Origin of the sequence: Ralstonia sp. AU12-08, from assembly GCF_000442475.1 — a bacterium.
In the GTDB taxonomy this organism is placed as follows: Bacteria; Pseudomonadota; Gammaproteobacteria; order Burkholderiales; family Burkholderiaceae; genus Ralstonia; species Ralstonia insidiosa.
Genome location: NZ_ASZV01000056.1, coordinates 56612 through 76425, shown reverse-complemented (window position 1 = coordinate 76425; position 19814 = coordinate 56612). Strand labels below are relative to the sequence as shown.

Genomic DNA, 19814 nt, shown 5'->3' with positions numbered 1-19814 from the left:
AGGGCCTTAGGGTTGCGTTGTCAGGCGCATTGTCTGCCGCCCTCAAAGAATTGACGGTACCAGTCGCGCAATTGGAACAGCGGCCCATCGCCATCGCAGAGCAGCGGCGATGGCCGATAGATCTTGCGTTGCCAGATGACGACGTCCTGATCGAAGGCCTCGTGCGCCGAGTGGGCGTATTCCTGTGCAATGGCATCGGTATCAGGCAGCGCTGGGTCTCGCTTGATCTTGATGCCGTAGCAAACATCGACATGCTCCGTGTCGACCGGGGTGTGGATGTTCACTTGCTTGCTGGCATAGGTGCCTTCCATCGTGACGTGCTGCACGGCCGGACCATAGTAGGTGGCCTCGGTGGTGAGCTTGTGGCCCAGCGTCGGGTGGCCGCCGATGGTGGAGCGCTGTGATGCGATATGGCCATCGAAATGCACTGTAATGTCTTCGATGGGGGCTCCATGCACATAGGTGAAATGCGGTGTATCCACAAGGTTCTCGATGATTTCCTTGCCCTGCGTGCGCACACGCCAGCGTTTGAAATACCAGCGCGTCCAGCCAGGCGCGCCGTTCATGCTCGCGTCGACGGGAAGTTCCCAGTTGGGCGGGCCGCCGGCCGGATCGAACCACATATGAACGATCTCATTCACCTCGCGAACGATGTGGGTGGCCAGTGCCCCTTCGCGTGCCTTGATCGGAATGCGGCTGGCATAAGGAACGTCGACACACTGGCCGGTTTGAGAGAACGCCCACGCGTGGAAGGGGCAGACGATGGTGTTGCCCTGACATCGACCGTCGCCCAGGTGCGCGCCGAGATGCGGGCAGAACGCATCCAGGATCGCAACCTCGCCGTTTTCGCCACGGAACGCGACGAATTCGCGACCGAAATAGCTGAGCGATTTGACCTCGCCTTGCTTGATTTCGTCGGAAAAGAGCACTGCAAACCATCCCCTCGGATATTGACCTGCAAAAACATCGTCTGACATACGTTCCTCCTGTGCGCTTCGGACAGCCGTGCGCGTCTATGCATAAGAAGCCAAGCCCATGCTGTGCTCGCTCATGGGGCAAGGACGGATTCACCTGCAGCGGGGGCTAGTGTAGGAATCGCTTCCTCTGGAGAAAATGAGTTTGTTTGCACATCGGTCATGCAAAAACGCACACGCGCCGCGATCAAATGGGACGATCTTCGCTACTTTCTCGCCGTGGCGAAGACGGGCTCGTATCTGGCGGCCGGTAGAGCGCTCGGTGTCGACAGGACAACCGTGAGCCGCCGGGTGGGCGTTCTGGAACGCACCATGGGGTGTGCACTCTTGGTTCCCAACGACCACGGCTTCCACCTCACGGCAACCGGCCGCTCCGTGCTTGCCGTCGCGGCCCGCATGGAGGAAGTGACCGGCGTACTCGCCGCAATACGGCAACCCACTCACGGCGGTATCGCGGGGACGGTGCGGCTGGCGGTATCGGCTTCGCTCGGAGACGCGTTCATCGAAGACATCGTGGCATTCCGCCAACGTCACCCGTTGGTGATCATGGAGGTGAACCAGGTCAGCGATCCAATGATCGCCGTTAGCGAGCATCGAGCAGACTTCGGCATTGGTGTATCGCACGAGGCGCCGCACCGCCTCAACAGCATGCTGCTTGGTACCGCAGAGATCGCGGTGTACTCCGCCAGCAACAACGAGCCGCGTGCGTCCGACATCTGGGTGGGGTGGAGCGAGGACATTCCCAAGGCGTTTGCTGACTGGATGATCGAATACGCCCCCCTGGATGCGCACGTGAGCACCAAGGTCAATTCTTGGGATGCGCTCAAGCGCGCGGTTCTATCAGGCGGCGGTGTCGCGCCGCTATGGTGCATGTTGGCGGACCGCGAACCGGAGCTGGTGCGTGTGTTTCCGCATGCCGAGAAGCACTATCTCGCCCTCTGGCTGACCTCCCACCGAAGCACCGAGCGCAATGCCGCGCAACAGGCGGCGTGGATGTTTCTCGCGCAGCGGATTCGAAGCAAGCTGGCGGGCGCGGATTGCCTGGGGGAATGATTCAGGTGCTGCGTGACGCCGGCCAGAGCATCGTCTTGAGACTGCGGCGGCGCCAAGCGCAGTCACGCGTGAACCGGCCGGGGCGGCGCGCACCGGCTTTCCTGGCGTTTCCCGGAGCGCTCGCGTAGTCCCAATAGACGATGTAGGAAGCCGTCTCCAGCCGAACAATGGCTCCATCGAAGCCGCATTGCGTGACGTACAGCAAGCGGCAGGTGAAGAACCAGTTTTGCCAGGAGACAGCAAGATGGATATTCGCGCGCTCGGCTATATCGTCGTCGAGTCCACTGACATTGAACAATGGCGCCGTTATGCCGAGCAGGTGCTCGGCATGGCCTGCACCCAGGCGCCAGGCGAAGCGCTCTACATCAAGATGGACGAGCGCGATTTTCGCTATCTGATCGTCCCCGGAAAGGAAGACCGCTACGGCGCATCGGGCTGGGAGCTGGCCGACGAGGCCGCGTTCCAGCAGGCGCTGCAAGCGCTGCGCGAAGCCAAGGTCGAAGTGGTACAGGCCAACGCCGAAGAGCTGGCGCAGCGCCGCGTGCAGGCGGCCGCATGGTTTCGCGATCCGTCCGGCAACCGGCATGAAATCTACTGGGGGCCGCGCGCAGATTTCGCGCGCTTTGTCTCACCGGTGGGCGTACCGCGCTTCATTACCGACCCGATGGGCCTGGGCCACGCCGTGCTGCCTGCAGCGGCCTTTGACGAGACCAACGCCTTCCTGCGCGATGTGATGGGCTTCGGCCTGTCCGATATCTACCGGGTGCGCTTCACGCCGGACCCGGCGGAACCCGAGAAGCGCATCCACTTCCTGCATTGCGGCAACGCACGCCACCACAGCCTCGCGATCTTCGAGATGGCAATTCCGTCGGGCTGCGTGCACGTCATGGCCGAAGTGCCGGACATGACCGAAGTGGGCCGCGCACTCGATCGTGCGCAGCAGCACGGCACACCCATGTCGGCCACGCTCGGCCAGCACTGCAACGACCGCATGATCTCGTTCTACATGCGCACGCCGGGCGGCTTCGACCTCGAATACGGCTTTGGCGGCCTGGAGGTCGACTGGCACCAACACAACGCCTACGAAGCCACACGGGTCAGCCTGTGGGGCCACGATTTCAGCATTGGACGTCGCTAATTCCATGATCAAGACACTCGACAAAAGCATGAGCCCCGCCGACGTTGTGGCGCGGCTGACCGATGGCATGACGATCGGCATTGGTGGCTGGGGCCCGCGCCGCAAGCCGATGGCACTGGTGCGCGAAATCCTGCGCTCGCCGCTGAAGGACCTGACCATCGTGGCCTACGGTGGCCCGGACGTCGGCATGCTGTGTGCTGCCGGAAAGGTGCGCAAGGTGATCTACGGTTTCGTGTCGCTCGACGTGATTCCGCTGGAGCCGCATTTCCGCAATGCCCGCGAGAGCGGCGCGATTAACGTGTGGGAAGTCGATGAAGGCATGCTGCAACTGGGCCTGCGTGCCGCAGCCGCACGCCTGCCGTTCCTGCCGACGCGCGTCGGCTTGGGCACCGACCTGCTCACGCACAGCCCGCACCTCAAGACTGTGCGCTCGCCGTATGACGATGGCGAGGTGCTTCTGGCCATGCCGGCCATTCCGCTAGATGTCGCGCTGCTGCACGTCAACGAAAGCGACGTGAAGGGCAACACGCGCATCGACGGCCCGGACCCGTTCTTCGACGAATGGTTCGCGCGGGCCGCCAAGCAGTGCTACGTCAGCTGCGAAACGCTGACCCCATCGCTGGAGGAAGAAGACCTCGTCCGCGCCCGCAACAACCCGTTCGAACGCTCGCTGGTGACCGGTGTGGTGCATGCACCTGCCGGCGCGCACCCGACGTCGTGCGGGCCGCAATACGGCTTTGATGTGCCGCACCTGAAAACGTACTGCGCCAGTGCAGACCAGGACGCAGGCTTCGCAGCCTATCGCCAGGACGTGATCGGGAACAGCGAAGCCGATTACCTCGCCAAGATCGGCGGCACCGGCCACGTGCTGGGCCTGCCGCTGCCCGTCCTTTGACACCGACCTTTGACCCGCATTCAGGAGCCACTGTGAGCGTCAACCACGAATTCACTCTTGCCGAACTGATGATCGCGGCTGCGTCCCGCGTCTGGAATGACGACGGCGAGGTCCTGGCCACCGGCATCGGCGCCGGCCCGCGCATTGCTGCGGGCGTGTCCCGTCTGCTGCACAACCCGGGTCTGATGATGACCGACGGCGAAGCCTATCTGGTGGAACAACCCGTGCCGCTGGGCCGGCGCGAGCCGGGCTTCAAGGTGCGCGCCAGCGGCTGGATGGGCTACTCGCGCGTGTTCGACTGCCTTTGGGGCGGGCGCCGGCACGCGATGGTCATGCCCACGCAGATCGACCGCTTCGGCCAAGCCAACATCTCTCGCCTGGGCGGCACGCATGCGCAGCCGAAAAAGCAGCTGCTGGGCGCGCGCGGCTTCCCCGGCAACAGCATTAACCACGCCAACTCGTTCTTCGTGTCTGCGCACAGCACGCGCACGTTTGTGAAGGACGAGGTCGACATGGTCTGCAGCGTGGGCTACAACCCCGCGCGCCATATCGAAGGCATGCGCAGCTTTGCTGACCTGCGCATCATCGTGACCGACCTGTGCGTGATGGATTTCACCGGCCCGGACCACGCCATCCGCGTGCGTTCGCTGCACCCGGGCGTGAGCCTGGAGCAGGTGCGCGCCGCCACCGGTTTCGCACTGGCCAACGCCGCTGACGAGGCACTGCCCGAGACGCCCGCACCGAGCGCGGAAGAACTGGCCGTGATTGCCAAGCTCGATCCGCACAACCAGCGCGCCACCATCGTGCGTGACAACCCGCCGGGCCGCCGCGCTGCTGCGCAAGAGGCCACCGCCGCCGCATAACGCCACATTCGGGTACCGAGCAACGCCGCACCGGCAGCAACGACGAGAACACACCATGTCAACAGAAGCCATCACCCCCGAAGAACTCGGCCCGAACGCCGAGGTGCTGTATCAAGTCGCTGACGGTGTCGCCACGGTTACGATGAACCGGCCGCAGTACCACAACGCGCAGAACTCCAAGATGACGTATGCGCTGGATGAAGCCTTCCGCCGCGCGTCGTCTGACGATGCCGTGAAGGTCATCATCCTGCGCGGCGCCGGCAAGCATTTCTCTGCCGGCCATGACATCGGCACGCCGGGCCGCGACATCGACGAGACGTTCGAGCGCGCATCGCTCTGGTACGACCACGTCAACAAGCCGGGCGGCGAACTGCTCTATGCGCGTGAACAGGAGGTCTACCTGGGCATGTGCCGCCGCTGGCGCGATCTGCCCAAACCGACCATCGCCATGGTGCACGGCGCATGCATTGCCGGCGGGCTGATGCTGGCGTGGGTGTGCGACCTGATCGTGGCGTCGGACGATGCGTTCTTCTCCGATCCGGTAGTGCGCATGGGCATTCCGGGCGTGGAGTATTTCGCGCACGCCTACGAGCTGAACCCGCGCATCGCCAAGGAATTCCTCTTCACGGGCGACCGCATGGATGCCTCGCGCGCCTACCAGATGGGCATGGTGAACCGCGTGACCACGCGCGATGCGCTGGAGAGCACCACGCTGGCGTTGGCGCAGAAGGTGGCCACCATGCCGCGCCTAGGCCTGACGCTGACCAAGCAGGCGATCAACCACGTTGAAGAGCTGCAAGGCAAGCGTGCCGCGATGGACGCCGCCTTTGCGTGGCACCACTTCGCCCATGCGCATAACGAGCTGACGAGCGGCGACCGCCTGGGCGGCTACGACGCCCGTACCATGGCGGCATCGCAGCGCGATGGTCGTGACGGCGGTGAGGGCAAGGAGCGTGCAGCATGAGCACCGCAATGAACACCTCGGCTCTGCACACGGTGCTGTGCGATCTGCTAGGCTGCCGTTACCCGATCGTCCAGACGGCGATGGGCTGGGTGGCCGATGCGCGCCTGGTGGCGGCCACGGGCAATGCCGGCGGTTTCGGCTTCCTGGCCGGCGCCACGCTGCTGCCTGGTGAGGTCGAACGCGAGATTCTGGCCGTCAAAGCGCTGAGCGGGCAACCGTTCGGGATCAACTTCCACATGTTCCAGCCGAACGCGGGCGAAGTGGTCGAGATGGCGATCCGCCACCGCCTGCGTGCCGTCAGCTACGGCCGTGGCTCGGACGCCCGCATGATCGGCAAGCTCAAGGAAGCCGGCATCGTCTGCATGCCCACCGTGGGCGCGGCCAAGCATGCCGCCAAGGCGGTCGAGCTGGGCGCCGACGTGGTGACCGTGCAGGGTGGGGAAGGCGGCGGCCACACCGGCGGCACCCCGACCACGCTGCTGTTGCCGCAAGTGCTGGATTCCGTGCGCGTGCCCGTGGTGGCGGCGGGCGGCTTCTTCGATGGGCGTGGCTTGGCGGCCGCGCTCGCTTACGGCGCGGCCGGCATCGCCATGGGCACGCGTTTCCTGATGTCGAGCGATTCGCCCGTGCCGGCTGCCACGCTGCAGCGCTACGTGGCTGTCAAGGACGCCGGCAAGATCCGCGTCTCGCTCGCCATCGACGGCCTGCCGCAACGCATGATCGACAACCCGCTGCTGTTGGAGCTGGAAGCGGCCGGCCCGCTGCGCCGCACGTGGCTGGCGCTGGCAGCAGCCCACAAATGGCGTCAGCGCACCGGCATGCGGGCCTCCCAGATGCTCGCCACCGGCTGGCGCGCGATGCGCCAGCACGACTACAGCGCTGCGCAGGCCATGATGGCCGCCAATGCGCCCGTGCTGATCCAGCGCGCAATGGTGGAAGGCCACCCGGACGAAGGCGTGCTGCCCAGCGGGCAGGCCGCTGCGGCCATCGGCGCGCTCGACTCCTGCGAACAGATCATCACGCGCATCGCCGCCCAGGCACAGGCGCGCCTCGACGCATTGCATGCAACGGCACCAGCAGCGGCGCGTGCGCCGCAGGCCGCCGCTGACGCCACTCTCTAACGAGCCCCGCTTTTTCCGCTTCCATGACGACACCTCAAACCAACAGCGCACGCGCATCCGCTGCTGCGCCTTTCAAGATCGACGTGCAGGACGGCATTGCCGAACTGGTGATCGACCACCCGCCCGTCAACGCGCTGAACAGCGCCGGCTGGCATGCGCTGGCCAAGGCCATCGAGCAGCTTGGCCAAAACCCAGACGTTCGCGTGATCGTGCTGCGCGGCGAAGGCCGCGGCTTTTGCGCGGGCGTCGACATCAAGGAACTGGCCGCCTATCCGCAGCGCATCGTGGACGTCAACGCCGGCAACTACGAAACGTTCCGTGCAGTGCACCGCAACCCGGTGCCGGTCATCGCTGCTGTGCACGGCTTCGTGCTGGGTGGTGGCATCGGCATCTGCGGTGCGGCCGACATCATCGTTGCCTCGGAGTGCGCCACCTTCGGCGTGCCCGAAATCGACCGCGGCGCCATGGGCGGCGGTGCACACCTGCAGCGCATGTTCGGTGTGCAGAAGGTGCGGACCATGTACTTCACGGGTGACCCGATCGACGCGGCCGAAGCCTATCGCCTGGGCGCGGTCGAAAAGGTCGTGACGCGCGCCGAGCTGCGTGACGCCGCGCTGGAGATGGCCCGCAAGATCGCTGCGAAGAGCCCAGCCATGGTGCGTCTGGCCAAGGAAGCGCTCAACGGTGTGGAAGACGGCAACCTCGAAGACAAGTACCGCTGGGAGCAGGGCTTCACCCTGCAGGCCTACATGACCGCCGATTCCACCGAGGCGCGCGACGCGTTCGTGCAAGGGCGTGAGGCGCGCTTCGATGGCGATTCCAAAGCCGCCGCTTGAGCATTCAGAACAAGGACATCGACATGAAACAAGCCTATATCGTCGACGCGCTGCGCACGCCAGTCGGGCGCCGCAAGGGCGGACTGTCGCACGTGCACGGTGCCGACCTGGGTGCCTTCGTGCTGAAGGAACTGGTTGGCCGCAATGCCATTCCCGCTGAAGACTACGACGACGTGGTGTTCGGCTGCTGCGACACCATTGGCCCGCTGGCCGGTAATATCGGCCGCAGCGCGTGGCTGGCGGCAGGGCTGCCGCTGCAGGTGCCCGGCGTGACGGTGGATCGCCAGTGCGGTTCGTCGCAGCAGGCCGTGCACTTTGCCGCGCAAGCCGTAATGAGCGGCAACCAGGACGTGGTGATTGCCGGCGGTGTGCAGACCATGACGCAGATCCCCATCTCGTCGGCCATGCTGGCCGGCCAGGCACTGGGCTTCACCGATCCGTTCTCGGGCAGCGAAGGCTGGCGCGCGCGCTTTGGCAATGCACCGGTGTCGCAGTTCCACGCCGCGCAGATGATTGCCGACCACTGGAACCTCTCGCGCGAGGCAATGGAAGCCTTTGCGCTGGAGAGCCACCGCCGCGCCGTGGTGGCCATCGAAGAAGGCCGCTTCACGCGCGAGATCGTGCCGTTCCAGGGCGTTTCGCGCGACGAGACGCCGCGTCCGGACACCACCCTGGCCAAGATGGCCACGCTGGAGCCGCTGATGCCCGCCGGCAAGCTGACCGCCGCCGTGTCGAGCCAGACGGCCGACGCCGCTGCCGCGCTGCTGGTGGTCTCGGAAGACGCGCTCAAGCGCTACAACCTCAAGCCGCGTGCCCGCATCGTGCACATGAGCGTGATGGGTGACGACCCGGTCTGGATGTTGACGGCCCCGATTCCTGCCACCAAGCGCGCGCTGGAGCGCAGCGGCTTGCGTCTGGACCAAATCGACGCGGTGGAAATCAATGAAGCCTTCGCCTCGGTCGTCATGGCCTGGCTGGCTGAGACGGGCTACTCCGCAGAGAAGACCAATCCGAACGGCGGCGCCATCGCGCTGGGCCATCCGCTGGGCGCCACCGGCGCGCGGCTGATGACCACACTGCTGCACGAACTGGAGCGTACTGGCGGCCGCTACGGGCTGCAGACCATGTGCGAAGGCGGCGGTGTCGCCAACGTGACGATTATCGAGCGCCTCTAAGGCACTCGCGCAAGAACAGGAGCAAGCAATGGGAATCTGCGACGGACGTACCGTCATCATCACCGGTGCAGGCGGCGGCCTGGGGCGCGCGTATGCGCTGGCCTTCGGTGCCGAGGGTGCCAATGTGGTGGTCAACGATATTCGCCGCGAGGCTGCCGAGGCGGTGAGCGAAGCGATTCGCGCGGCCGGCGGCAAGGCGATCGCCAACGACGACGACATCACGAAGCTGGCCACGGCACAGCGCATCATCGATGCCGCCGTGGAAGCGTTTGGTGAAGTGCATGTGCTGGTGAACAACGCCGGCATCTGCCGCGACCGCATGTTCGTCAGCCTGTCGGAAGAGGACTGGGACGAGGTGATGCGCGTGCACCTGCGCGGCCACTTCTGCCTGGCCAACCTGCTGGGCAAGCGCTGGCGCGATGCCTCCAAGGCGGGTGCCGCGGTGGACGCACGCATCATCAACACCAGTTCCGGCGCCGGGCTGCAGGGTTCGGTGGGCCAGTCCAACTACGCCGCCGCCAAGGGCGGCATTGCCAGCCTCACGCTGGTGCAGGCGGCCGAACTGGCACGCTACGGCGTCACCGCCAACGCGCTGGCACCGGCCGCGCGCACCGGCATGACCGAAGGCGTGTTCGGCGAAATGATGAAGGCGCCCAAAGATGGCTTTGACGCCTTCGACCCGGCCAACGTCGCACCGCTGGTGGTGTGGCTGGGCAGCGCAGAGTCGCGCCACGTGACCGGCCAGATGTTCGAGGCCGCTGGCGGCAAGATCTCGATCGCAGACGGCTGGCGCACGGGCCCCGAGCAAGACAAGGGCGCGCGCTGGGAACCGGCTGAACTGGGCGCGGCGATCGGCAAGTTGCTGGCTCAGGCCCAGCCGGCGCAGAAGGTTTACGGCACCTGAGCGAGCACGACGATGGAACTTTCGCTTTCGCTCGAGCAGGAAATGATTCGCGACACCGCGCGTGAGTTTCTCGACGCGCGCAGCGATTCCGCCGCGGTGCGCAGGGTGGTGGATGCCGAAGCGCTGGCTCCGGGACACGACCCCGAACTCTGGCGCGAGGTTGCCGAACTGGGTTGGTGCGGTATCGCCTTGCCGGAAGACGCCGGCGGCGCAGGGCTGGGCGCGCCCGAACTGGTGCTGCTGATGGAGCAGATGGGCCGGCGCCTGGCGTGCGTGCCGTACTGGTCGAGCGTCTGTCTGGCCGCCCCTGCGCTGCAGGGCGGCCTGGCACCGGCGGCGGCACAAGCCTGGCTGGAGCCGCTGGCGCCGGGCACCGCGCGTGCCGCTCTGGTGCTGCCTGCGTGGACAGCACCGGATGCGGCAGGGCAACTCGCGCAGCGGGCGCTGTCTGTGTGGGCCGAAGCCGGTGAGGGTGGTTTCGTGCTGCACGGCCGTGTCGATCAGGTCTTTGATGCAGTGGGTGCCGACTGGCTGCTGGTGCCCGCACGCATCGACGACGGCGCAGGCGGTCTGGCGCTGTTCTGGCTGGACGCCACAGCGCTGGCGAACAACCCGCACGTCTCCGTACAGCCGCTGCAGACGCTGGATCGCACCCGTGCGCTGGCGTCGGTCGTGTTCGACGCACTGCCGGTCGATGCAGGCGGCTGCCTGGCCCGCGGCCCCGAGGTGGCGCGTGGTATTGGCACGGCCCTGTGGCACGGCACCCTGATGCTGGCGGCCGAGCAGCTTGGCGGCGCGCAGCAGTGCCTGGATCTCACAGTGGCGTACGCGGCGGAGCGCATCCAGTTCGGCCGGGCCATTGCCTCCTTCCAGGCGGTCAAGCATCGCTGCGCACAGATGATGGTGATGACCGAAGCTGCGCGCTCCGCCATTCACGGCGCCGCGCACGCATGGCAAGCCGCCATCGCTGCAGACGACGAGGCTGCCGTGCACGGGGCGCGTCTGGACATTGCCGCAGCACGCATCGCGGCCGACGAGGCCTTCGCCTTCGCCACACAGGAGGCCATCCAGTTGCACGGCGGTGTGGGCTTCACCTGGGAATACGACCCGCAGCTGTATTTCAAGCGCGCGCAGGCGGCCGCAAGCTGGCTGGGCGGTACGGCCGCGGCACTCGACTGCATTGCCGACGCGCTGGCCGCATGACGGTGGCCATGGTGGCTGTGGGGCGCTGTCGCCCGGCCGCCATGCGCAATGACTGGCGAATCAACGATTGAGAACGAGCATGACTTCAGTGGATTGCTGCGCCCCGGACACCAGCGAAGCTGCGCTGCGCGAATCGGTGGCGGCGTGGATGGCGGAACATCTGACCGGCGAATTCGCCTGCCTGAAACACCGCGGCGGACCGGGCGACGAAGAAGCGTTTCCCGAACTGCGCAAGGCCTGGGAGCGCAAGCTGGCCGAAGGCGGCTGGACCTGCGTGGGCTGGCCCGAGGCGCACGGCGGACGCGGCATGTCGGTGATGGAGCAGGTGGCCTTTCAGGAGGAATACGCGCGCGCCGGCGGTCCGGGCCGTATGGGCCATATCGGCGAAGGCCTGATCGGTCCCACGCTGATCGCCTACGGCACCGAAGAGCAGAAGGCGCGCTTCCTGCCCGGCATCCGCAACGGCACCGAACTCTGGTGCCAGGGCTATTCCGAGCCCGGTGCCGGCTCCGACCTGGCCAACGTGCGCACCCGCGCCGAGCGCGACCCCGCCACCGGCGACTGGATCGTGACGGGCCAGAAGGTCTGGACATCGCTCGCGCACGAATCGGAATGGATCTTTGTGCTGGCGCGCAGCGAAGCCGGCTCGCAGGGCAACCGCGGGCTGATCTTCCTGCTGATGCCGCTGGACCAGCCGGGCATCGAAATCCGCCCGATCCGCCAGATGGGCGGCGGCGCGGAATTCAACGAGGTGTTCTTTGACGGCGCCCGCGCCAAAGCCGCTGATGTAGTGGGCGCACCCGGAGAGGGCTGGCGCATCGCCATGGCGCTGCTGGGCTTCGAGCGCGGCATTTCCACGCTCGGCCAGCAGATGCAGTTTGCGCATGAACTCGGCTGGATCGTCGATGCCGCGCGCGAGAACGGTGCGTGGAACCAGCCGGCGCTGCGCCAGCGCATTGCGCGCGCTTGGGGCGGCCTGCGGGTCATGCGCTACAACGCGCTGCGCATGCTGGCAGGCGCGCAGCAAAGCGACAGCGGCGCGCTGCAGCGCGAGGCACTGATCTACAAGTACTACTGGTCCAACTGGCACCGCGGCCTGGGGCAACTCGCACTCGACGTGCTCGGCCCTGCCGCCAACCTCATCGACGAAACCGACACGCGCCGCACCCGCCTGCAAGGCATGGCGCTGTTCTCCCGCGCCGACACCATCTACGCGGGCACCAACGAAATCCAGCTCAACATCATTGCCGAGCGCGGCCTGGGTATGCCGCGCGAGGCACGGGGACAAGCATGAACACCATTTCCAACGACGCCGCTGTGCCGACGGCAGCACAAGGCGTGCGCGCCGCACCCGCCTATGTTCCCGGCCACGGCCTGCTGAAGGGCAAGAGCGTGCTGATTACGGCGGCGGCCGGCGTCGGAATCGGCTTTGCAGCCGCGCGCCGGTGTGCGGAGGAAGGCTGCCGCGCGCTGATGATCTCTGACATCCACCCGCGCCGGCTGGAAGAGGCCGTGGCCAAGCTGCGCGAAGAGACAGGCCTGGAGGCCATTTACGGCCAGCTGTGCAACGTTGCCGATGAAGCCCAGGTGCAGGCCCTCGTTGCCGCGGCAGAGGAAACGCTGGGCGGCACTGACGTGCTGATCAACAACGCGGGCCTCGGCGGGTCGCGCCGCATAGTCGAGATGGACGATGCCGAATGGTCCCGGGTGCTCGACATTACCCTCACCGGCACGTTCCGGATGACGCGGGCGATGTTGCCGCACATGCAGGCGCGCGGGCGCGGCGCCATCGTCAACAACGCCTCGGTGCTGGGCTGGCGCGCGCAGAAAGAACAGGCGCACTACGCAGCGGCCAAGGCCGGCGTGATGGCGCTCACCCGCTGCAGTGCAGTGGAAGCCGCCGAGTTCGGCATCCGTATCAATGCGGTGGCGCCCAGCATCGCCTTGCACGATTTCCTGAAGAAATCGGCACCCGCGGAACTGCTGGAGCAACTGGCGTCACGCGAGGCATTCGGGCGTGCGGCGGAGGTGTGGGAAGTGGCCAATGTGATGGTGTTCCTGGCCAGCGACTACGCCTCGTACATGACAGGTGAAGTGCTTCCGGTGAGCAGCCAGCAGGCATAACGCACGGGGCATCAAGGAGACAGGCATGGCAAGGGTGTTTGGTTCGGCGCAGGCAATCCTGGACGCAGTCGGGCAGCGGCTCGGTGAAAGCGCCTGGACGGAGGTGACGCAGGCGCAGATCAACGGCTTCGCGGATGCCACGGGCGATCACCAGTGGCTGCATGTAGACCCCGAACGCGCGGCCAACGGCCCGTTCGGTGCCTGCATCGCACACGGCTATCTGACGCTGGCCCTGGTCAATCAATTCCTGCCCGAAATCCTGACCGTGGAAAACATGAAGATGGGCGTGAACTACGGCTGCGACAAGGTGCGCTTTCCTGCGCCGGTGCGCGTTGGTTCGCGCCTGCGCGGCGTGGGCGAGCTTGTGAAAGCCGAAGAGCTGCAGGGTGGCGTGCAGGCCGTGGTGCGCATGACCGTCGAGGTCGAAGGGCAGGACAAGCCGGGTTGCGTGGTCGACACCATCAGTCGTTACTACTTCTGAACTTTCGAGGACAAGCATGAAAGAAGCCGTCATCGTCGCCGTGGCGCGCACGCCCATCGGCAAGGCGTTCCGGGGCGCATTCAACGATACCGAGGCGCCGGTGCTCGGTGGGCGCGTGGTGCGCACCGTGGTGGAGCGCGCAGGCATCGACCCGGCTGAAGTGGACGACGTGCTGATCGGCGCCGCCGCGCAGCAGGGCACGCAGGGCTACAACCTGGGCCGCCTGTGTGCCACCGCCGCCGGCCTGCCCGACAGCGTGCCGGGCATGACGATGGACCGCATGTGTTCTTCGGGCCTGATGACCATCGCCACCGCCGCCAAGAGCATCCAGTGCGGCGAGGCCGACATCATCGTGGCGGGCGGCGTGGAGTCGATCTCGCTAACGCAGAACAAGCATAAGAACGCGTACCGCGCGCAATCCGAGGCCGTGCTGGCGCGTCAACCGGCGGCCTACATGGCGATGATCGAGACCGCCGAGGTGGTGGCGCAGCGCTACGGCATCACGCGTGCCGCGCAGGACGCCTATGCCCTGCGCAGCCAGCAGCGCACTGCCGAGGCGCAGCGCGAGGGCCGCTTCGACGATGAAATCGTTTCGCTCGAAACCACGCGCGCACTGTTCGACAAGACCGGCGCGCAGACCGGCACCGAAACCGTCCGCCTGATGCGCGACGAATGCAATCGTGTGGACACCACTGCGGAAAGCCTGGCCGGGTTGAAGCCCGTCTGGAGCGGCGGTCGTGTGATTGCACAAGGCGAGCACATCACCGCGGGCAACGCCTCGCAACTGTCGGATGGCGCGGCTGCCGTACTGCTGATGAGCGCCGACGAGGCCAAGCGCCGCGGGCTGCGTCCGCTGGGGCGCTATCGCGGCATGGCCGTGGCAGGTTGCGCGCCCGATGAAATGGGCATCGGGCCGGTGTTTGCCGTGCCCAAGCTGCTGGCGCGCCACGGCATGACGGTGAACGACATCGGCCTGTGGGAGCTGAACGAGGCCTTCGCGTGCCAGGTGCTGTATTGCCAGGACAAGCTCGGGATTCCGGGCGACCGGCTCAACGTTAATGGCGGCGCGATCTCCATCGGCCATCCGTTCGGCATGTCGGGCGCCCGCATGAGCATGCATGCATTGATCGAGGGCCGCCGGCGTGGCGTTGCGCACGCCGTGGTGACCATGTGCATTGGCGGCGGCATGGGCGCTGCCGCGCTGTTTGACGTGCTGCCCTAACCAGCCACGTCTGCGGACACCGGAGGCACACGCGCCCGTCAGAGGCCGCCCCGGTTGTCCAGCACACCACAGCTTGGAGGAGACAACGATGAAGCAATGGATTGGTGTGGCCATGTCGGCAACTGTGCTGGCAACGGCTGCCTGGGCATTCTCGCCCCGGCCCTTACCGGCGTTTGCGGCCACCGCGCTGCACCCGGATCAACTGCAGATCAACGGGCTCGCCCATGCCGGCTCACGGCTGGTAGCCGCAGGCGAACGCGGCAAGCTCCTGCTGAGCGACGACCAGGGCGCCAGTTGGCGTACCGCCGTCGTCGGTAAAGACCAGGGCTCGACCCTGACGCAGCTCGCCTTTGCCGACGACAAGAAAGGCATTGCCGTGGGCCACAGCGGCTGGATCCTGCGCACCGAAGACGGCGGCGAGCACTGGCAGCAGACCGCATTCGACGACAAACAATCGGACCCCTTGCTGGGCGTGTGGATGCAGCCGGGCGGCGCGTGGTTCGCGTTCGGCAGTTTCGGGCGCTTTCTTGAATCCCGCGATCAGGGCGCCAGCTGGAAAGACGCCGCGGCGGACGCCATGCGTGACCGGCATCTGAACGGCATGACGGGCGATGCCAAGGGCCGCCTGATGCTGGTGGGCGAGTCGGGCCTAGTGCTGCGTTCTGCAGACGGCGGTGCCCACTGGGAAACGATGCAGGTGCCTTACAAGGGCTCGCTGTACGGCGTGCTGGCGCTGCGCGACGGCGCATGGCTGGCCTACGGGATGCTGGGCAACGTCTTGCGCAGCGAAGACTTCGGCGCGACCTGGCAGGCGTCGGACGCCCAGGCGCGTACGTCCTTCTTTGGCGGCGCGCAGCTGTCGGATGGACGCGTCGTGCTGGTGGGGCAGGGCGGCACGCTGGCCGTCTCGACCGACGATGGCCGCACCTTCAAGCCGCAGGCCGCGGGTGCGCAGTCGCTCACCACGGTGGCTGACGCGGGCAACGCCCACCTGGTCATTGGTGGCGACGGCGGCATCAGCACCTTCGCACTCCCCCCTGGTGGCGTCAGCCGTTGACCTTCCCTGATTCATTGCAAGCGAGCACGCCATGACCCGCTCCCCTGATTTCCGCCCTGCGGCCGCTGCCGCCGCTGCGTCAACCCGCATCAGCCGCATGGTCGCCTTCTTTGCACGCGCGCTGATCCAGTACCGCAAGCTGCTGCTGGTGCTGTGCCTGGCCATGACCGTGGCGATGGGCCTGTCGGCCACGCGCCTGCGGCTCGACCCGGGCTTCAACAAGATGATCCCGCTGCAGCACCCGTACATGCAGATCTTCACCAAGTACGCGAGCGCCTTCTCCGGCGCCAACACCGTACTGGTCAGCCTGCGCTGGAAGGGTGATGGCGACATCTACAACCGCACCTTCATGGACAAGCTGCGGCACGCCACCGATGACGTGTTCTTCATCCAGGGTGTGGAACGTCCGCGCGTGTATTCGCTGTTCACGCCCAACGTGCGCTACACCGAGGTGACTGAAGACGGCTTCCGGGGCGACGTGGTGCTGCCGGGCCGGTTCTCCGGCACGCCCGAAGAACTCGATCAGGTGCGCAGCAACGTGGCCCGCTCGGGCCAGATCGGCCGACTGGTCAGCAACGACTTGAAGTCGGCCCTGATCCGCGCCGAGCTGAGCGAAGTGGACCCGACCACCGGCAAGGCCATCGACTATTCACGCGTGGCACACGAGCTGGAAGCCATCCGCGCCAAGTTCTCGGGCCAGGACGTCGAGGTCAACATCGTCGGCTTTGCCAAACTGGTGGGCGATGTGGAAGAAGGCATCACCAGCGTGATGATCTTCTTCGCGATTGCGTTCCTGATCACCACGCTGATGCTGTATTTCTACACGCGCTCGCGCAAGACGACGCTGTTGGCACTGGTTGTGGCCATGCTGCCGGTGGGCTGGCTGCTCGGCTTGCTGCCGTTGCTGGGGTACGGCATCGACCCGATGTCGATCCTGGTGCCGTTCCTGATCTTCTCGATCGGCGTGTCGCATGCGGTGCAGATGACCAACGCCTGGCGCCAGGAAGTGGTGCGCGGACATGACTCCGTGGAGAGCGCGCGCACGGCGTTCAGCAAGCTCTTCGTGCCAGGCACGGTAGCGCTGCTGACCAATGCCCTGGGCTTCATGGTCATCATGCAGATCAAGATCGACATCGTGCGCGAACTGGGCATTACCGCCTGCCTGGGCGTGCTGCTGATGATCGTGACCAACAAGATCTTCCTGCCGATCCTGCTCTCGTACACGCACCTTGAACCGAAGGTGATCGAAGCCGGCAAGCGCCAGGCGCAGCGTGGCGAGGCCGGCGCGTCGATGTGGTCGGGGTTCGGCCGCCTGGCCCGCCGTGGCCCGGCGATCGGCGTGTTTGTCGTGTCGCTGGTGCTGCTGGCTGTTGGCGCGGTGCAGTCGCGCTCGCTCAAGGTGGGCGACATCGGCAACGGCGCCCCCGAGCTGCGCTCGACCTCCCGCTACAACCACGACAGCGAAGCCATCGTGAGCCAGTACAACATCGGCGTGGATGTGCTGACGGTGATGGTGGAGCCCAAGGGCTTTGACGACGGCTGCCTGCACTACCCGGTGATGAGCGCGATCGAACGCTTCGAGATGCACATGCGTGGCGTGTCGGGCGTGCAGTCGGTGGTGAGCGTGGCGTCGGTCGGCAAGGTGGTGATCGGGGCCTTCAATGAAGGCAACCCACGTTGGGAGGCCCTGCCGCGCACCAGCGACGGCCTGAGCCAGGGCGCCAAGGCGTTCGACCCGGACAACGGCTTGAACACCTCGAACTGCCAGGCGATCCAGGTGCTGATCTATACGGCCAACCACGAAGGCGCGACGATCGCGCACATCGTCAAGGAGATCAAGGCCTTCACCGCCGCAGACCAGACGCCGAACGTGGCCTTCCGCCTGGCCGGTGGCAACGTGGGCGTCATGGCGGCCACCAACGAAGCGGTGGAAGAGGCTGAAGTGACGATGCTGCTGGCGATCTTTGGCGCCATCACGCTGCTGTGCCTGCTGACCTTCCGCTCCTGGCGCGCCGTGCTGTGCATCATCGTGCCGCTGACGCTGGTGTCGATCCTGTGCAATGCATTGATGGCGCGCCTGGGCATCGGCCTGAAGGTGTCGACCCTGCCGGTCATCACGCTGGGCGTGGGGGTGGGCGTGGACTACGGCATCTACCTGTACGAGCGTCTCCAACACCAACTGCGTGAAACCGATCAGACGCTGCCGCAGGCCTTTGCCGAGTCCATGCGCCAGCGTGGAACGGCAGCTCTGTTCACCGCCGTGACGATGTGCATCGGCGTGGGCACCTGGGCATTTGCCGCGCTCAAGTTCCAGGCGGACATGGGCATCCTGCTGGCGTTCATGTTCCTGGTGAACCTGTTTGGCGCGGTGCTGTTGCTGCCGGCGCTGGCGGCGTGGCTCGGGGTGGAGCAGGAGGAGCACGCACGTGCTGCCCGGTCGTCTGTTTCGCATGGCAGTGGCGTGCCGTCGGGCAACGTTGCCGCAGAGCCGAAGGCCGTCAAGCTCAATTCAGAAGTGGCATGAGCACGCGCGCCTTCGCTGCGTGGCAACTGGCCGGCCTGACGCTGCCCAACCGGTTCGTCAAGGCGGCGACCTTCGAGGGCCGCACGCAGGGCGGTGAGCCGAGTGAATCGCTGGTGGCGTTTCATGCCGGCATCGCCCGGGGCGGCACCGCGCTGACCACGGTGGCGTATTGCGCCGTGGCGCCTGACGCGCGCACCTTCCCCGATCAGATTGTCGTGAACGAAGCCACCATGCCCGGCTTGCGGCGCCTGGCCGGCAGCGTGCATGAGGCCGGGGGACTGGTGTCGGCACAGCTGGCGCACGCCGGATCGTTTTCGCGCCTCAAGCGCCCGCTTGGGCAACGCTCACGCGGCCCCTCCGTCACGATAAACGACTACGGGCTGCTGGCGGGCGAGCCGATTGCCGGCGCGATGCGGCCACAGGATTTTGACGCGGTGGTGGCGCAGTACGCCGCCACTGCGGTGCGACTGAAGACCGCCGGTTTCGACGCGCTGGAAATCCACATGGGGCATGGCTACCTGCTGAGCCAGTTCATCAGCCCCGCGACCAATCGGCGTACCGACGCCTACGGCGGCAGCCTGGTCAATCGCATGCGCTTGCCATTGCGCGTGCTGGAGGCCGTGCGTGCAGCCGTTGGCGATGACATGCCGCTCATTGCCAAGCTCAATCTGGACGATGGGCTGCCTGGGGGCGTGCACGTCAACAACAGCATCGAGGCCTGCAACATGCTGGGCGCGGGCGGCATCAATGCCGTCGAGCTGAGCGGTGGTTTTGTCAGCCGCTCGCCGATGTACCTGTTCCGCGGCGAGAGCCCGTTGCCGGAAATGATCCGCAACGAACCCAGCGCGATCTTCCGCTTCTTCTTCCGCCTGGCCGGACCCAAGCTGTTTCCGTCGATGCCGTTCGAGCCGCTGTACTTCCTCGAACAGGCCCGCCGCGTGCGGCAAGCCGTGGATGTGCCGCTGATCTACCTCGGCGGGGTCAGCAGCGGCGACGACGTGCGGCGTGTGCTGGACGAAGAAGGGTTCGATGCCGTGGCATTGGGCCGGACGTTGCTGCATGACGCGGGCTTTGTCGAACGGCTGCGTGCCGACGCGCGCGCTGCCAGTGGCTGCACGCATTGCAACCGCTGTGTGGGCTTGCTGGACGCGCCGGGCGGGATTCGCTGCACGCTCGTGCAGGGGTAGTACGAGGGGAGGCAGCGCCGCGGCGCTCATCCCATCCGGTCCAACGAAGAAAGGGCCGCTCCGACGTTGATCGGAGCGGCCCTTTCTCTTTGG

General features: G+C 66.2%; 18 protein-coding genes. 17 read left to right on the top strand and 1 reads right to left on the bottom strand.

Annotated features, from left to right (window positions below; genetic code table 11):
* Window positions 1-20: 20 nt before the first annotated feature.
* The gene (locus C404_RS57410; RefSeq protein WP_021197697.1) at window positions 21-977 is read right to left on the bottom strand and encodes a Rieske 2Fe-2S domain-containing protein; all 957 of its coding nucleotides are present in this window, start codon (window positions 975-977) and stop codon (window positions 21-23) included.
* 159 nt (window positions 978-1136) lie between these two features.
* Between C404_RS57410 and C404_RS58980 the strand changes: the two genes are divergently transcribed.
* The 17 genes from C404_RS58980 (at window position 1137) to C404_RS57330 (ending at window position 19721) form a co-directional block, all read left to right on the top strand.
* Window positions 1137-2027, top strand: coding sequence for a LysR family transcriptional regulator (locus C404_RS58980; RefSeq protein ID WP_021197696.1), 891 nt, complete (start codon window positions 1137-1139; stop codon window positions 2025-2027).
* 244 nt (window positions 2028-2271) lie between these two features.
* The gene (locus C404_RS57405) at window positions 2272-3165 is read left to right on the top strand and encodes a VOC family protein (protein ID WP_021197695.1); all 894 of its coding nucleotides are present in this window, start codon (window positions 2272-2274) and stop codon (window positions 3163-3165) included.
* Window positions 3166-3169: 4 nt separating this feature from the next.
* A complete protein-coding gene (locus C404_RS57400; RefSeq protein WP_021197694.1) occupies window positions 3170-4060 on the top strand; it encodes a CoA transferase subunit A in 891 nt (296 codons plus the stop codon).
* 32 nt (window positions 4061-4092) lie between these two features.
* Complete coding sequence (locus C404_RS57395; protein ID WP_021197693.1) at window positions 4093-4923, top strand: acyl CoA--acetate/3-ketoacid CoA transferase subunit beta; 831 nt, start codon at window positions 4093-4095, stop codon at window positions 4921-4923.
* Between the two features lie 55 nt (window positions 4924-4978).
* Window positions 4979-5887, top strand: coding sequence for an enoyl-CoA hydratase (locus tag C404_RS57390; protein ID WP_021197692.1), 909 nt, complete (start codon window positions 4979-4981; stop codon window positions 5885-5887).
* Window positions 5884-7008 (top strand): NAD(P)H-dependent flavin oxidoreductase, encoded by a 1125-nt coding sequence (locus C404_RS57385; RefSeq protein WP_021197691.1) that lies wholly within the window; start codon window positions 5884-5886, stop codon window positions 7006-7008. The genes C404_RS57390 and C404_RS57385 overlap by 4 nt, the downstream gene beginning before the upstream one ends.
* Before the next feature lie 23 nt (window positions 7009-7031).
* Entirely contained in the window at window positions 7032-7844 is an 813-nt protein-coding gene (locus C404_RS57380; RefSeq protein WP_021197690.1) for an enoyl-CoA hydratase family protein, read from the top strand.
* A gap of 23 nt (window positions 7845-7867) precedes the next feature.
* Window positions 7868-9019: an acetyl-CoA C-acetyltransferase gene (locus C404_RS57375; protein ID WP_031330254.1), complete on the top strand. Its 1152-nt coding sequence runs from the start codon at window positions 7868-7870 to the stop codon at window positions 9017-9019.
* A 28-nt stretch (window positions 9020-9047) separates the two neighbouring features.
* Complete coding sequence (locus C404_RS57370) at window positions 9048-9923, top strand: SDR family oxidoreductase (RefSeq protein WP_021197688.1); 876 nt, start codon at window positions 9048-9050, stop codon at window positions 9921-9923.
* Window positions 9924-9935: 12 nt separating this feature from the next.
* On the top strand, window positions 9936-11126 hold the full coding sequence (locus C404_RS57365; protein WP_021197687.1) for an acyl-CoA dehydrogenase family protein: 1191 nt from the start codon (window positions 9936-9938) through the stop codon (window positions 11124-11126).
* Between the two features lie 79 nt (window positions 11127-11205).
* Window positions 11206-12420, top strand: coding sequence for an acyl-CoA dehydrogenase family protein (locus tag C404_RS57360; protein ID WP_021197686.1), 1215 nt, complete (start codon window positions 11206-11208; stop codon window positions 12418-12420).
* Entirely contained in the window at window positions 12417-13250 is an 834-nt protein-coding gene (locus tag C404_RS57355; protein WP_021197685.1) for an SDR family oxidoreductase, read from the top strand. Before C404_RS57360 ends, C404_RS57355 begins: the two co-directional genes overlap by 4 nt.
* A gap of 25 nt (window positions 13251-13275) precedes the next feature.
* A complete protein-coding gene (locus tag C404_RS57350; protein ID WP_021197684.1) occupies window positions 13276-13731 on the top strand; it encodes a MaoC family dehydratase in 456 nt (151 codons plus the stop codon).
* Between the two features lie 16 nt (window positions 13732-13747).
* The gene (locus C404_RS57345) at window positions 13748-14953 is read left to right on the top strand and encodes an acetyl-CoA C-acyltransferase (protein WP_021197683.1); all 1206 of its coding nucleotides are present in this window, start codon (window positions 13748-13750) and stop codon (window positions 14951-14953) included.
* A gap of 88 nt (window positions 14954-15041) precedes the next feature.
* The gene (locus C404_RS57340) at window positions 15042-16010 is read left to right on the top strand and encodes a YCF48-related protein (RefSeq protein ID WP_021197682.1); all 969 of its coding nucleotides are present in this window, start codon (window positions 15042-15044) and stop codon (window positions 16008-16010) included.
* A gap of 97 nt (window positions 16011-16107) precedes the next feature.
* The gene (locus C404_RS57335; protein WP_104577718.1) at window positions 16108-18534 is read left to right on the top strand and encodes an efflux RND transporter permease subunit; all 2427 of its coding nucleotides are present in this window, start codon (window positions 16108-16110) and stop codon (window positions 18532-18534) included.
* Complete coding sequence (locus C404_RS57330; protein WP_021197680.1) at window positions 18531-19721, top strand: NADH:flavin oxidoreductase; 1191 nt, start codon at window positions 18531-18533, stop codon at window positions 19719-19721. The genes C404_RS57335 and C404_RS57330 overlap by 4 nt, the downstream gene beginning before the upstream one ends.
* Window positions 19722-19814: the final 93 nt, after the last annotated feature.

Coding starts and splice junctions, on each gene's coding strand:
- C404_RS57410 (WP_021197697.1), bottom strand. CDS start 977: ATGTCAGACGATGTTTTTGCAGGTCAATATCCGAGGGGATGGTTTGCA.
- C404_RS58980 (WP_021197696.1), top strand. CDS start 1,137: ATGCAAAAACGCACACGCGCCGCGATCAAATGGGACGATCTTCGCTAC.
- C404_RS57405 (WP_021197695.1), top strand. CDS start 2,272: ATGGATATTCGCGCGCTCGGCTATATCGTCGTCGAGTCCACTGACATT.
- C404_RS57400 (WP_021197694.1), top strand. CDS start 3,170: ATGATCAAGACACTCGACAAAAGCATGAGCCCCGCCGACGTTGTGGCG.
- C404_RS57390 (WP_021197692.1), top strand. CDS start 4,979: ATGTCAACAGAAGCCATCACCCCCGAAGAACTCGGCCCGAACGCCGAG.
- C404_RS57385 (WP_021197691.1), top strand. CDS start 5,884: ATGAGCACCGCAATGAACACCTCGGCTCTGCACACGGTGCTGTGCGAT.
- C404_RS57380 (WP_021197690.1), top strand. CDS start 7,032: ATGACGACACCTCAAACCAACAGCGCACGCGCATCCGCTGCTGCGCCT.
- C404_RS57375 (WP_031330254.1), top strand. CDS start 7,868: ATGAAACAAGCCTATATCGTCGACGCGCTGCGCACGCCAGTCGGGCGC.
- C404_RS57370 (WP_021197688.1), top strand. CDS start 9,048: ATGGGAATCTGCGACGGACGTACCGTCATCATCACCGGTGCAGGCGGC.
- C404_RS57365 (WP_021197687.1), top strand. CDS start 9,936: ATGGAACTTTCGCTTTCGCTCGAGCAGGAAATGATTCGCGACACCGCG.
- C404_RS57360 (WP_021197686.1), top strand. CDS start 11,206: ATGACTTCAGTGGATTGCTGCGCCCCGGACACCAGCGAAGCTGCGCTG.
- C404_RS57355 (WP_021197685.1), top strand. CDS start 12,417: ATGAACACCATTTCCAACGACGCCGCTGTGCCGACGGCAGCACAAGGC.
- C404_RS57350 (WP_021197684.1), top strand. CDS start 13,276: ATGGCAAGGGTGTTTGGTTCGGCGCAGGCAATCCTGGACGCAGTCGGG.
- C404_RS57345 (WP_021197683.1), top strand. CDS start 13,748: ATGAAAGAAGCCGTCATCGTCGCCGTGGCGCGCACGCCCATCGGCAAG.
- C404_RS57340 (WP_021197682.1), top strand. CDS start 15,042: ATGAAGCAATGGATTGGTGTGGCCATGTCGGCAACTGTGCTGGCAACG.
- C404_RS57335 (WP_104577718.1), top strand. CDS start 16,108: ATGGTCGCCTTCTTTGCACGCGCGCTGATCCAGTACCGCAAGCTGCTG.
- C404_RS57330 (WP_021197680.1), top strand. CDS start 18,531: ATGAGCACGCGCGCCTTCGCTGCGTGGCAACTGGCCGGCCTGACGCTG.